Genomic DNA, 14,404 nt, shown 5'->3' on the forward strand with positions numbered 1-14,404 from the left:
TTGTTTACAGGTTTAGTATAACAGCGGCTTATTCGTTAGTTTGTGATTTTTTTCACATATAGTCGTATAAAATTTAAATTTTTTAAAAATAAAACGCCCTGGGAAAAACACCCAGGGCAATCAGCTTTATAGCGATTATAAAATTCTCCAGTTCGCACCGCCGTCCGTCGTTTTCAGCAGCAGTGACTTCTTGTCATCAAGGCGTTCCAAAAGGAGCCAACCCACCGAAGAAGAAGCGAAACGGAGCTTGACCGATCGTGGGTAGTCTTTTAGCTTCAAAGGTAGTATTTTGTTGCCTGTGAGGCTTGTCCACGTCTTCCCCCCATCCAATGTATGGCTCATTCCGGTTTCAGTTATGATCCACCCTTCCTTTTCGTTTAGAAACGTACGGCCAGGGATAATAGAATTAATGCTGCTACTCAGACCCAAAGGCACACCGCTCCATTGGGCCCCTGTATCATTTGTAAACAGTCCATTATATTTTGTGCCGTTAGCCCCATAGCAAAGAACCGGAATCCAATACGAGGAACTGCTCCCTTTCAGAGACTGCTGAGCTTCTGCTTTGGCCTGAGGGCAGCCCTGTATTCTGTTAGCTACCGGAGTCCAGGTTTTCCCTTGATTCGAAGTCTTGTATAACTTAACACTGCTATCCAGATTGATCGCTACAAAACCCTGATTGTTGGAAGAAAAGCTCATTCCCGCTAGACTGCCCCGATCGGGTAAACCTGAGCCTGTTTTGTTGGATGTCATATCAGAACTTTGCGCAACTTTATTCCACGTGGCTCCCCCGTCAGTGGTGTGATACAACAGTTTTTGTTCATCCTGCTCATTCAGTTTTACATATGCCATGATCCAGCCAGTAGTTGGATTTACATATTGAATCGAGCTCACATGATCCCCGCTTGGAAGCGCTGAAACATCCCAGCTCTGTCCTCCATCTGCTGTTCTCAGAATGACGGTTGCTGTTTTGTCCAAATTTTGACGGACAACCCAACCGTGACGAGAATCAGTGAAACTGATGTCCTTTCCATATTCAAGCTTGTCTTGAAATTGAACGTTTTCGGAGGGAGAAATATTATTCCATGTCTTTCCGCCATCATGAGTATCATAAAGCCGGAGCTCATTATGGGTAACTCCCCAAACTAACCCTTTATTGTTATCAATTAAATGAAAATCCGCTATTCGCGTCTGAACTACATATTTGGCGTTGGGATCGCCCACCTTTGGAGTCACTGGTGGATTAATAGTAATCGTCTGACCCTGGTCATCAGGTTCCTCAATCGGAGGTTTAGTTAACGTTTCTGGGGCTTCAGCAGAACAGGCAGTCAGTAGAATGCCCGTCAGCAGCAGTACTCCCCCCAAGAGCGCACGCCAGCGCAGTTTCATATAAAAATCCTCCCTCGATGGCATGCTGTAATCACGTGCCAAAAGCTTATCTGAAACAGAATTATACCATAAACGCCTCTATGTGACACTTTTCGCGTAATGACAAAAAAAACCGGACCCTTCACAAAAGTGTAGGATGCCGGCTTTTTTAAACTAGAATTTATTAAGATTTACGGTTCAACAAACTTTTGTGGTATCCATAGAAGAAATAGATCAGCAATCCAAGCAGGAGCCACACAATGAATCCAATCCAGGTGCTAATATGAAGCTGAAGCATCAGACCGATGCACACCAAAGCACTTAAAAGCGGGAGCAACGGCACCCACGGCACGGTAAAGCCTCTTTTCAAATCAGGGCGTTTCTTGCGCAGCACGATAACCCCTACCGATACCACAGCAAAAGCGAACAGGGTTCCAATACTCGTCAAATTGGTCAGTGCATGTAATGGGAACAATCCACTAGCCAATGCGATAATGCTGCCCACCAGCCAAGTGCTTCGTATCGGTGTTTGAGTTTTGATATTTATTTTAGATAAAAAAACGGGTAAAAGGCCATCGCGTGACATAGAGAAAATTAACCGCGTTTGACCAAACAACAGCACCAGTAAAACGGTGGTCATCCCCGCAATCGCACCGACTGAAATCAATCCGGCTACAAAATCCTGATGAATAAAGCGGAGAGCAAACGCAACAGGATCACTTACCCCCAACTGCGTATAAGGTACCATTCCTGTTAGTACAACTGAAACCGCAATATACAGTACCGTGCAGATCGCTAGTGAGGAAATAATGCCGATGGGCATATTCCGCTGCGGATTGCGAACTTCTTCGGCTGCAGTTGAGATGGCATCAAAACCCAGATAAGCAAAAAATACGATTGCCGCAGCACTCAAAACACCAGAAAAACCATAAGGCAAAAATGGTGTCCAGTTGTCAGGCTTAACATAAAAAATACCGATCCCAATAAATAGCAATACAACTCCGACTTTAACACAAACCATTATTAAATTGAATCGGACCGTCTCCTTGGCTCCGAGACTCAGTAACAATGTGATGAGCATAATGATACACACGGCTGGTAGATCAATAATGGTTCCCTTGGTTGAATCGAAGGCTGCGGTTAAAGCCAGCGGTAAATGTACATCAAATCCAGCCAGCAAGCCTTGGAAGTAAGCAGACCATCCACTACTCACAGAAGCGGCCGCCACTCCATATTCCAGAATCAGGTCCCACCCCAGGACCCAGGCCAAAATTTCTCCAAATACAATATAACTATACGCATAAGCGCTCCCAGCTGCGGGAACTGTAGATGAAAGCTCCGCATAGCACAAGGCTGCTAGTACGCAGGCAATACCTGCAATAACAAAGGAGAGCATCAATCCAGGACCTGCATTTTCTGCTGCTGCCTTGCCAGTAATAACAAAAATCCCGGTACCGATAATACATCCTACACCTAGCATGGTGAGATCAAAGGCACCCATTGTTCTCTTTAAGTGACCTGTAGATCCGCTTTCCTCATGCGGGAGCAGTCCTGTTTTTTTTCGAAATAAGTCCATATGCCGAATCCTCTTTCCATAATTTCATGCGTCAATATCGGTGCTGCAACGCTTTAGTGCGTGTTCTTATCATTCGATTAATTATTAGCGAGCTCGCCTTTGAAGTCAAGGAAAAATGTCATAATTCTTTGCGGTGGGTAAATATATACGGTACACTAAGTTGGAAAGATAAATTTTTAAGAAATAGCCCAAAATGAAAAGGTATACAACCCGAGAAGGAGATGAGGATTTTATGAGCTTAAAACCTTACAAACGAAGTAGAGTGGCCATTGTCGGCATGGGAGCGGTTGGTACAACAACCGGCTATACCCTACTGCTGCGCCAACGCATGTCAGAACTTGTCTTTATTGATGTCAACGTCAAAAAGGCGAAGGGGGAAATGCTCGATATGAATCATGGGCTTCCCTTTCTCGGGGGTGTCAAAGTGTGGGCAGGTGATTATGAAGACTGCCGTGATGCAGATATCATTATTGTTACAGCAGGGGCTTCACAAAAGCCGGGAGAAACGCGCATTGATTTGCTGAAGCGTAATGCCGAAATTTTTGAAAGTATTATTGATAATATCGTCAAGGTCAATACACACGGCATTTTGCTGATCGCAACCAATCCAGTGGACATCCTCTCCTACATCTCTTGGAAACGCAGTGGTTGGCCTTCAAGCAGAGTCATTGGATCAGGAACGTTGCTGGACAGCGCACGCTTTCGCTATCTGATCGGGAAGCAAAAGGGCATCGATCCACGAAGCATCCACGCCCATATTATTGGAGAACACGGTGACTCCGAGTTACCTGTATGGAGCACAGCCAACGTAGCTGGAACTCCACTGGAACTGGGTGAAGAAACGAAAAATGAAATTTTTGAAAATACCAAGAATGCTGCCTATGAAATTATAGATGCTAAAGGCGCAACTTCTTATGCTATCGGGCTGGCTCTCGACCGAATCGTAGCCGCCATTCTCGGGGACGAGGGGTCTGTACTTAATGTGTCCACCTTGCTGGAAGATTATAACGGAGTATCTGACGTATATTTAGGTGTTCCAAGTATTGTAGATCACAATGGGGTACGTGAAATTTTGGATCTTCCGCTCAATGACGAGGAGCGTGCAAGGTTGCTTCAATCTGCGGACAAGCTGAAAGATCAAATTAGCAAAGTTCATATGTAGATTGCGAACGTAAAAACTAAACAAAACTGGCCTCCACAGCGGTAATTTCCGTTGAGAGGCCAGTTTTTTAGTCATTATAATGTAAAAGTTCAGTTTGTCGTCCTGCTATGCAATCGAATTACCAAGGTGGCGTATCGCCATCCACATCCTCATGTTCATGCTGGCGTTTCTCTTTTAGCCGCTCAGCCACCGTTTCAAACGATTCAGGTTGGAGCAACTCAATCGGTGAAAATCCCTTTTCAAACGTAAATGCATCACCTTCAATAATAAGTGCATATCTATCATGAAGTTTCGTGATATGCAGTTTGGCGCCAAAGTCGGACAGTAGCCCACGCACGGCCGTATCATCTAGTTTGAAACGAACTTCAATTTCTGGTTTCAGCTCGACAATATGCTGTGCAGCCTCTACAACCTGAAGGGGTTCCCATTTCCCTTGCAGATCCCGTTTTTCGCTAGCCGCCCACAATTCCAGATCGCGCTCTTCCTGCTGTCTTTCCTCATTAGATGCATCCGGCCATTTGGTTTCTACATAGTTCTGAACGAAGCCCATGACATGCTCATTGACGATTTCCGGCATGGACTGCTCATAGGTCACGAATTTCAAAAAATCTTCAAAATACCGGGCATGCGAAGACTGGTGAATTTTAAGCTCCCACTCATCGTTCATCCCTTCCTCAAGCATGTAAGGATACATGATGGATTTCATATTACGGGCAGAAATAGCCATTTCGACCTCACTCACCAGACTGCTTTCAGTAATTCTGGCAATTTTAGGTTCGAAATCACATTTAAGCACAAAAATAAACGGATCATCCGAGTGTGTATTCAAGGTAGCCTGTACAATGATCAGCGCTCCGCCGCGTACTGCGCTCGTATCCAGATACATCCGCACCAGATCGTCACAAGCATTTTTAAAATCTTCCTTATCCTCTGCTGCCCGCAGTCGGGCGAACATATTGAAATTCGGATTACTGCTCAATTCATGCTCCGGTTCGACGATAAAGCGGCCGATTTTGGTCGGTGCCTGCTCTGTGCTGGGGTTTTTTTCAACCTTCCGCTTGCTAATACGAGCAAATTCCCCGTCCAGAAATTTTTTAACATCGCTTTCGTCATAATCGTAATCGTCCATTGTAGCGTAATGCTTATAGGACTTACCACCCTGTCCTTCTTTTCCATCTACCTGAATTACAAAAAAAGATAAAAAATCCACTTGAAAGTTCATTTACGTTCCATTCGCTCCTTTTCAGGCATGTACGCGTAATTATATCACTATGATTTTAAAAGGTACATCGGATTCAGATCCCTATTACTAGATAAACATTTTAGTTAACATAATATTTATTATGTTGATCGTTTTTTTTATTTAGATATCATTCCCAATTCACAAGTTTAAAGTGAGTACTTTTACCACTATTCTAATTCACGTCCTTAAGGATCATTGACCTCTTTATTTTCCATGCTCTACTTTCTTCATGATTTCAAAAAACATTTGACTAATCAGTAGTTGATTTATTATATTATCTATTATTATATAGACAAAAATATATTTTGTTTATATAAAATGATATTTCAAGGGGGTTGCGCCCTGAAAACAGGAAAGGAGAGTTTGTTGTTGTTTAAAAATCCATATATAAGGACCATTATCGCTTCCAATGCGCTGCTAAATTTGGGCATTTGGGTGCGCAACTTTGCCATACTGTTGTATGTAACAGATTTGACTAATAATGATCCCGTATACGTATCGCTCATTTCGGTTGCTGAATTCATGCCTATTTTTTTGTTCGCTATCATTGGAGGAACATTCGCGGACCGTTGGCGACCCAAACGGACCATGATTAGTTGCGATTTGCTATCCGCGGCTTCTATTTTTATTGTCTTGTTAGCGTTATGGTACGGGTCATGGCAGGTGCTTTTGCTGTCCACTTTCTTTTCAGCCATTCTATCTCAATTTTCTCAGCCGTCTGCGATGAAGATATTTAAGCAGCATGTAGCACCAGAACAGCTACAGGGAGTGATGGCCCTTTTTCAATCTCTCATGGCATTATTTATGGTTATCGGCCCTGTTATCGGCACATTTATTTATCAACACTTTGGAATTTTCACTTCAATGTCTATAACCGGAATATTGTTTCTCATCTCGGCGCTTGTTCTGACTCGTATTCCACAAGATGAACAAGCGCTTGAGATAGATAATCAACCAACTCATTTCATTCAAGAGCTTAAAGAAGGAATACGTTATGTATGGAATAACCGCACACTTCGCACGCTTGGGGGAACATTTACCGTAATCGGGCTGGCGGTTGGACTTATTCAACCATTAATGGTTTTTGTCGCCATCGAGAACCTTGGACAAAACAAGGAATTCCTGCAATGGCCGTTAATGGCGAACGGAGCGGCTATGCTGGTGGGAGGCGGCCTGATTATGGGGGTTGCCAAAAAAGTACAGCCGCAATTGCTGCTGGTGGCCGGACTTTTGGTCAGCACACTGACAACCTTTGGAGTCGGATGGTCGCACAATATTGTGCTCACCATGGCACTACAAGTTTTCAGTGGCCTATTTTATCCTTGCATTCATATCGGTATCAACACAATGATGATGAAAAACGCCGAAGCTGCTTTTATCGGTCGCGTCGGTGGTGCCCTCTCTCCCCTGTTCTCCGGGATGATGGTCGTCGGTATGAGTATCGGGGGAACACTCAAACACGAATCCTCCCTGAACACTGTATATACGGTGAGCGCCGGCTTGTTTTTGGTCGGAGCAATGCTATTGTTACCATTGCTTCGTGACAGGCAGCCCGTACAAGCTGTCATAGCCGATGATTCTAAATAACAGCACAAGAAACCGCCCCTGGGATATGATATGGCTTCCTCCGGGGGCGGGTTTCTTAATGTTGTATCATGATTTCATACAGATTATGACTCTCTTCCTTCATGCTGTCTTTTCCACATTCGTGCATACAGGCCGTACTTTTTCCGCTACCAGAAGGCTCTATAAGCGCTGTGAAAGAACGGAATGGCATAAACATGCTCACATCCCGCAGTATAGGCTGGTCACCATACCCAAAGCTTATGCGCCTCAGCTTAATGTCGTGTCTTTAAGAAGGCAGCTGGTCACCCGGCATCACTGGCTCGTTCAGCAATTGGACGATACGCTCCCCTGCCTGTTGTCATCAATAGGAAGGTATCTTTTTCAGTGCACTTATTTTATTTCTTTCATAAAGTTCCTGAAGTTTTCAACGATTTCCTTTGATTTGGTATGGTGTAAATAATGTTCTCCTTCAAGTGTCGTTACTTTTCCATGAACAGAATCTTTGACTTGCTCTTCATGTAGTGGTATCCATCTTTCCACATCTGTATTATTCGTTTGTATAAAGAAAATAAGAGGCAGATTTTTTGGGAATGTTAAATTTTTAGCTGCTTTAAAATTAGGATAAATATTTTCCATTTCGTTTGAGGTGCTGGAATTATACATGTTTTTGAGAGAAAGAATTCTCATTTGTTCTTTTGTTTCATCATCATAGGGTAGTCCAGCATATGGGTCACCAGTTAGTTTCATCACCAATCTGGCTAAACCTGATTTTTTGAGAAATTTAAACGTTTTTATTGGTAATTCAGCATCCATACCACCTTGTGTTGGAACACTGCTATCAATCCCGACAAAAGCACTCACTTCGTTTTCATATTTGTTCACATAATCCAGTCCGTAAATGCCTGCAATGGAATGACCCATTAAAATATATCGGTCAATTTTAAGACTCTGTAAAGCTTCATGAATTTCACTTACAATATTCTCTGTGTTTCGTTCCTTTTCGGTTAGATCACTTAATCCATAACCAAAAGGCTCAATAACGACGACTTTGTAAAATGGAGATAGCTCTTCTACTAGCGGTTTAAAATCAAGTGCTGGTGCTGCTGTTCCATAACCTGGTAGTAACACGACGGTCTCTTCGCCTTTTCCTTGAATCAAAACATTCATTTTTTTCCCATCTACAGGTACGAACTGACCATAGGATTGTATTTTTCCTTGCTCTGATTTGCTGCTGATAATATTAACTGTATAGACAACGGCTAGAAAAAGCACGATTGCTATAATTATTGTTCCTATTATTTTAAGCAAAACGCTTCGTACTTTATTTGTTCTCGTTCCATTCCTCATTTTCATTACCTCTCTTCGTTTCACGCTCAACTTCTCCTGTCCCCATTCTGTTTGTTGGGCTACCTTAACGAGCCGCTAATGAAAGCTTAACGAAAGAAGATGTACTCCCTATGACGACAATATGAACGGAGTATGAACAAGCAAAAAATGCTACGTTGTCCAAGGAAGCTGCGCATAATGCTGTATCATGAAAAGGCGGTTTAGTTCATCCGAATGATACCCTATGAATCTAACTAATCTGGTGGCGTTGTGATTGGCAAGGTGACAATGACGGTCGTTCCTTGGCCGGGTTCACTTTCCACTCGAATGTCGCCTTGATGAAGCGATACGATCTGTTTAACGATGGCGAGTCCCATACCGCTACCGCCATATTTGCGACTGTGGGAACGATCAGCTTTAAAAAACCGCTCGAATATACGCTTCTGGTCCTCAAGGGAAATACCAATGCCCGTATCGGATATTCGAACTGTTACGCTTTTGATATCTTGCTTGATGCTGACGTTAATAACGCCACCATCCTTGGAAAATTTGATGCTATTACCGAGTATGTTCGTCCATACCTGGTTTAATTGATCTTGATCCGCCAATAGGCGAACGGTCTTCAAATTGAGCTCGAAACGGATGTTGCGAGCCGACCATTGCGGCTGGAACGCGACGATGACTCGTCTGATCTGTTCATCAAGGCTGAACGTGACCTGCCGCATCTGCTGTGACTGCGATTCAAGCAAACTCAGCTTTAGCAGGCTATCGCTCATCTTGGACATCCGATCTGCTTCCGCGATAATGATATCGAGATAACGGCTTCGCTCGTTATCTGCTATGTCTACTTGCTTGAGTGCTATAGCATAACCGGATATCGAGGTGAGCGGCGACTGAACTTCATGCGACACATTCGTGACGAACTCCCTACGCATCTGCTCAAGTTGCTGTAGATCATGCATCATTTCTTCAAAGCTGCGAGCCAAAGTACCTAGCTCACCCTTTTGCTTAATATTCAGCTTGACGTTGAAATCTCCAACTGCTACACGTCTGGTCGCTTTTGTTAGCTTTTTGATCGGTCTAACTAGGAATATAGAAGCAACCAAAATCAATAGGCTTCCTGTTACCAATGAATAGGTCAAAAAAGTAAATAACCATTTTTGGGCAAAAGAGGCGGAAGGATACATAAGAGGCTCCACAAACATCGCTCTCATTCCCATTTCCGTTTTCAACCTCAGTCCCAAGAGGTTCGTTGAAACACCACTCGGATTAACTTGAACAACTTCTCCATCCAATACTTTCCTTACTTGATCCATCGTCACAGTAACAGGATTTTGTCCGTTAAGCGTTCCGTAAGACTGGAACTGCCCCGTTTCATCGAAAATTCGAATATAATAGGAATCGAGTTGTTTCATTCCACTTACAAATAAGTCCGCTTCACGTAACGGAATGGTTTCGTAAACCCGGACAATGTCCTGACCAAAGTTAAATAAGGTGGTTTGCAAATTTTCGTTCAATTTCTCTTCAAACACCCAAAATGTTATAAAAAAAGCAATGATCGTCCCCGCTAGGACGGAGACCAGAAATGTCAGGACAACACGTGTATATAAGGATCTGATCATTCGTAAACCTCAAGCCGGTAGCCAAGCCCACGCACCGTCTCGATACGAAAATCGGGTGTAGTCGCGAACCGTTCGCGCAGGCGTTTAATATGTACGTCTATCGTTCGATCATCTCCAGTATAATCGATCCCCCAAATTTGATCGATCAACTGCTCGCGCGTATACACTTGTCCAGGTGTTCCAGCGAGCTTATACAGCAATTCGAACTCCTTGAGCGGCAACGTGAGCGACTCCGTCCCTCTCATCACCTTATAGGTCTGCCGATCAAGGATGACGTTGCCGAACTGGATCGTCTGCGTGGTGCCAATCCGATAGCGTTTCAGCAGTGCTCTGACCCGAACTGTCAATTCTAGTGGATCAAACGGTTTCGTCAAATAATCATCTGTTCCAAGTTCGAAACCTTTCACTTTCTCCCATGTTTCGCCTCTCGCAGTCAGCATAAGTAAGGGAAGATCAGGATTGGCTCTTCTGAGCTCCTTGCATAACGTCCAACCATCCATTATCGGCATCATAATATCGAGCACGACAAGATCGATATGCCTTGTAGCGTAGACGGTCAGTGCTTCCTTACCGTCTGCGGCTTCGGCTGTTACGAATCCGTCGTTGCGTAGAAATAAACAGACGAGTTCGCGAATGTTCGCATCGTCGTCAGCAACCAGTATAGTAGGCATTCGTTTCCTCTTTCCCTGTTTTCATCCCATATTGAAGTAACCATTATACTATAGATAAAATTGAATCGCTCCTATTCTTCCTATAATTTTACAGTGTTATTCCTCCTGGTTTCCGCAGGCCTCAGAGCCCTCATCATGGCCCTGTTGTCCTGATTTACCAATACCCAAAGGGCGGGCACTGCAGGACGTCTTAAATCCCTGCCTCGGTTGTACTTTTTTTGCTTCTTGAAACCGGGAATGCTCATCATTTGTCATAAGGACACTCCTGTTAATGAAAAACACCCTACTAGCATTAATGGGGATGAGACTGACCCCATAACGTGAGACAAATCAAAACACCTTCAAGAGAATCGAACCATGTCGTAGATATGGAGATAACCTATGCTCTGAATGAAAGCCATCCACGGAACAGGCGGCTGAATAGTCGATGTTCAGCGCTAGCTCTAAATAAGGCGTACCGAACCTTCTTGTAATCTGGACTGGATCATGAAATAGCATTTTACTGTGTGAAAGCTCGAAACCTTTACGTAAAAAAATGTGTACGAGGCACACCGCTTCCCCACTATTCGGGTATATGATAAAATATGTTCATGTTTCAATGCCGATTGAGTGAGATCATTTTCATCGTTTATAAGGTTTGAATCGGCTATATGGTTATATGGTTATAGTAATCATTAAATGTAGACGGAGAATTATGTATCTTCATCTTGTTATCGCTTCCTCCCTTATCTGGATTCGTAGTGCATACGAGTTCCATTCATGATTACAATTATAATGATTATCATTCTCATCCAAAAGATAATAACATCCATTCGCTACTAAGTTAACATAATATTTATTGCGAGATTAATTTTCTATTCTGTAGTTTTAACATATCAATATCTAATCTCTGTTGTTTAATTTATCGAATTTTCAAAATATGGATGCTTGAACATAACTTATGGATACAGAAATAAAAAACCTTTAAGACTGCTTATAAGTAGTCTTAAAGGTTTAAATGTGAGGAATGATAACGCTTTATAAAGTTGGCGATTTAAATCATATCCAGCGCTGTTTTCAGCACATTCGCTCCATTCATCATTCCATAATTCATCATATTGATTACAGTGACTGGAATCTCGTTGCCCACTTCTTTCTTCACGTCATCTTCCGCGTGTCCCATTTGGGGGCCCAGCATAACAATATTGACCGGCATATGCTCTCTTATGCTACTCTCACTACAAGCTTCGATTACAATTTCCACATTTTGTGCACGAGCCGCCTCTTTCATTCTCTCCACCAGCATACTTGTAGAAAATCCTCCTGCGCAAGCCAGCAATATCTTTTTCATTTATCAGGCGTTTGCTTCCTTCGAGGACAGGGCTCGAAACGTAGCTCTTAGCTCGGGACGGACTGTGATAGCTAAGTAATGCCAAGTTTCTACAGTCAAGTATTTCCATTTCCGAAAAAGTATATCGTAGCAAAATTGCGAAAAAATCTACCTCGACAGACAACATAATTTTTTTTCATTATTTATGAACTCCTTAAACTGTTCATGCAGAATTCTCCCTTCGCCCTGGGTATATGAATTGTTATGTATTGGACTTACATAGTGCTTACTTGCTGAATATCCCCAGTACCCTCAAGGTTTAATGGCTCCTCTGCCCATCGTCCATTCTCACAAGATCAAGAAAGTGTTGCATTTTTGCTAACGCATAATAACTTCCCCAGACTTTCCCTCGGCTCCCCTTGATTCTTCTTATTGAAACAAGACATCGTTCCTTTTATATCCCGTGTTCCAAGGCTCTATTATGCTCAGGCCCCTTGCCATAAACAATTTTTCTTCCTTATTTGCATGCTTTTCTTACCTTTCACCCCTCATCATATTCGCAATTTTGCTACACTTCCTCACCTCTATCCCGAGTCGTTGGCCCCCGGTTGACGAGAAAAAAAACACGCATTATGATTCAAGTGAAAATATTCACAATTCATTCCGGAGTGAAAGTGAATGTTTTCACACAATAAACAGAATATCCGCTTTTCTATTATTCTACTTATTCCGTGATGACGGCAATTAGCTTGCACATGACACTCGGCAGCTTGCCCGCACGTAATGTGAACTTCTAATCTATGTACTTATATCCATATGATTTCAATCCATTTTATTGAAGGAGTGAGCACTCTATGTCCAAAATCATTTCAGCGAGTGAAGCAGCAGCACTTATCCCGGATGGAGTCACCATTGCCGCAAGCGGCTTTGGGCTCTCCTGTTGGGCCGAGGAGATGGGTATCGCCATCGAAGAACGATTCTTGGAATCTGGTCATCCTCGCAACCTAACAGTTGTTCATGCCAGTGCGGTCGGCGACCGCCGGACCAAGGGAATGAGCCATCTAGGCCATGAAGGTCTGATCAAACGCTGGATCGGCGGGATCGCCCTTGCTTCGCCTGCTATGGCTAAATTAATTGAAGACAATAAATGTGAAGCCTACAATTTGCCGCAAGGCGTAATCACACAGCTGTTCCGTGAAATTGCAGCCAAGCGCCCAGGTGTCATTACCAAGATAGGCATGGAGACCTTCGTCGACCCTCGTGTGGAAGGCGGCAAAATGTCAGCCTGCACAACGGAGGAGATCGTCAAGCTGATTGAACTGGAAGGCGAAGAATGGCTGTTCTATAAGAGCTTCCCGATTCAGGTCGCATTGATCCGCGGTACCATAGCTGACGAGAACGGGAATTTGACGCTGGAAAAGGAAGGCCTGCATATGGAGGTTCTACAGATTGCTCAGGCAGTGCGCAATTCTGGCGGTATCGTAATTGCTCAGGTAGAGACTGTGGCCAAGAACGGGACCCTGCATCCAAAGGATGTTAGAGTGCCAGGCATTCTGATCGATCATCTAATTATCTCCGAACCGCAAAATCATTTCCAGACTGAAAACACACAATACAGCCCTGCCTTTGCAGGACATGTAAAGGTACCGATGGACGCCATGGAAGTAATTCCGCTCGACGAGCGTAAAATTATCTCCCGTCGTTCCGCAGCTGAGCTAGTACCAAATACCGTTCTGAATCTTGGCGTGGGTATTCCGGTATGTGTGGCTACGGTTGCGGCAGAGGAAGGCGTCAGTGACCAATTGATTCTGACAACCGAAGCAGGCTCAGTCGGCGGCGTACCAGCAGGCATCAAGGATTTTGGGCATGCATACAACTCTGAGGCCATCGTAGATCATGTGTCCCAGTTCGACTTTTATGACGGCGGTGGTATTGATCTATCCGTGCTAGGGCTGGCTCAGACCGACGAATCCGGGAATGTGAATGTCAGCAAGTTCGGTACCCGTGTTACGGGCTGTGGCGGCTTTATCAACATTTCTCAATCAGCCAAAAAGCTCGTCTTTGCCGGAACTTTCACAGCAGGAGGCCTGCAAATTGCTGTTGAGGACGGCAAGCTTCGGATTGTACAGGAGGGTAAAACTAAGAAATTCCTGAAGGAGGTCCAGCAAATTACCTTCAGTGGCTCTTATGCGACCAAGGTCAAGCAGCGGGTCGTCTATGTGACGGAACGTGCGGTATTCCAGCTGCAAGATGGAAAAATGACACTGACAGAGATCGCGCCTGGTATTGATTTGCAGACCCAGATTCTCGATCAGATGGACTTCATGCCTGTCATCTCACCAGAACTGAAGGAAATGGACACCGGCATGTTCTGTGAACATTGGGGTAAGCTGCATGACGTGATTACGATCAAGGGTAGCGAGCAAGCGAAGCATGAGGCTGACGCTTTGACTACTGTATAGTACAGCTCAGGAGATACCGGTAGCTGTCAAACGGACTACCAGACACGAATTATGGAATTGCGGAGTAATGCTTCATCCCACGCGCACTGATCCTGCATATGA

Annotated in this window: 10 protein-coding genes and 1 pseudogene; 3 read left to right on the forward strand and 8 right to left on the reverse strand. The window is 43.9% G+C overall.

Going from position 1 to position 14,404, the window contains the following annotated elements:
- Positions 1 to 135: 135 nt before the first annotated feature.
- Both KAI37_RS13075 and bcaP read right to left on the reverse strand, forming a co-directional pair.
- Positions 136 to 1,386: a WD40/YVTN/BNR-like repeat-containing protein gene (locus KAI37_RS13075; protein ID WP_071641000.1), complete on the reverse strand. Its 1,251-nt coding sequence runs from the start codon at positions 1,384 to 1,386 to the stop codon at positions 136 to 138.
- A 163-nt stretch (positions 1,387 to 1,549) separates the two neighbouring features.
- Positions 1,550 to 2,941, reverse strand: coding sequence for a branched-chain amino acid transporter BcaP (bcaP, locus tag KAI37_RS13080; RefSeq protein WP_220029567.1), 1,392 nt, complete (start codon positions 2,939 to 2,941; stop codon positions 1,550 to 1,552).
- 232 nt (positions 2,942 to 3,173) lie between these two features.
- Between bcaP and KAI37_RS13085 the strand changes: the two genes are divergently transcribed.
- Positions 3,174 to 4,103: an L-lactate dehydrogenase gene (locus KAI37_RS13085; RefSeq protein WP_013310450.1), complete on the forward strand. Its 930-nt coding sequence runs from the start codon at positions 3,174 to 3,176 to the stop codon at positions 4,101 to 4,103.
- A gap of 118 nt (positions 4,104 to 4,221) precedes the next feature.
- Here KAI37_RS13085 and KAI37_RS13090 read toward each other — a convergent pair whose 3' ends face one another.
- On the reverse strand, positions 4,222 to 5,325 hold the full coding sequence (locus tag KAI37_RS13090; protein ID WP_071641004.1) for a DUF3900 domain-containing protein: 1,104 nt from the start codon (positions 5,323 to 5,325) through the stop codon (positions 4,222 to 4,224).
- A 390-nt stretch (positions 5,326 to 5,715) separates the two neighbouring features.
- Here KAI37_RS13090 and KAI37_RS13095 point away from each other — a divergent pair, with 390 nt between their 5' ends.
- Positions 5,716 to 6,933 carry an MFS transporter gene (locus tag KAI37_RS13095; protein ID WP_220029568.1) on the forward strand — a complete coding sequence of 406 codons (1,218 nt, stop codon included), beginning with the start codon at positions 5,716 to 5,718 and terminating at the stop codon, positions 6,931 to 6,933.
- A 133-nt stretch (positions 6,934 to 7,066) separates the two neighbouring features.
- On the opposite strand, the pseudogene KAI37_RS26370 reads toward KAI37_RS13095, so the two are convergent.
- The 5 genes and pseudogenes from KAI37_RS26370 to KAI37_RS13115 form a co-directional block, all read right to left on the reverse strand.
- A pseudogene (locus tag KAI37_RS26370) lies at positions 7,067 to 7,270 on the reverse strand (ABC transporter ATP-binding protein); the annotation flags it as partial.
- 32 nt (positions 7,271 to 7,302) lie between these two features.
- Positions 7,303 to 8,265 carry an alpha/beta fold hydrolase gene (locus KAI37_RS13100; RefSeq protein ID WP_420538177.1) on the reverse strand — a complete coding sequence of 321 codons (963 nt, stop codon included), beginning with the start codon at positions 8,263 to 8,265 and terminating at the stop codon, positions 7,303 to 7,305.
- A 227-nt stretch (positions 8,266 to 8,492) separates the two neighbouring features.
- On the reverse strand, positions 8,493 to 9,860 hold the full coding sequence (locus KAI37_RS13105) for a sensor histidine kinase (RefSeq protein ID WP_071641010.1): 1,368 nt from the start codon (positions 9,858 to 9,860) through the stop codon (positions 8,493 to 8,495).
- Positions 9,857 to 10,531 (reverse strand): response regulator transcription factor, encoded by a 675-nt coding sequence (locus tag KAI37_RS13110; RefSeq protein WP_028541655.1) that lies wholly within the window; start codon positions 10,529 to 10,531, stop codon positions 9,857 to 9,859. The genes KAI37_RS13105 and KAI37_RS13110 overlap by 4 nt, the downstream gene beginning before the upstream one ends.
- A gap of 1,033 nt (positions 10,532 to 11,564) precedes the next feature.
- Positions 11,565 to 11,861 (reverse strand): PTS sugar transporter subunit IIB, encoded by a 297-nt coding sequence (locus tag KAI37_RS13115; RefSeq protein WP_023988898.1) that lies wholly within the window; start codon positions 11,859 to 11,861, stop codon positions 11,565 to 11,567.
- A gap of 833 nt (positions 11,862 to 12,694) precedes the next feature.
- Between KAI37_RS13115 and KAI37_RS13120 the strand changes: the two genes are divergently transcribed.
- Positions 12,695 to 14,302 (forward strand): acyl CoA:acetate/3-ketoacid CoA transferase, encoded by a 1,608-nt coding sequence (locus KAI37_RS13120; protein ID WP_220029569.1) that lies wholly within the window; start codon positions 12,695 to 12,697, stop codon positions 14,300 to 14,302.
- The last annotated feature ends 102 nt before the right edge of the window (positions 14,303 to 14,404 follow it).

The organism is Paenibacillus sp. S25, assembly GCF_019454085.1.
Lineage (GTDB): Bacteria > Bacillota > Bacilli > Paenibacillales > Paenibacillaceae > Paenibacillus > Paenibacillus polymyxa_B.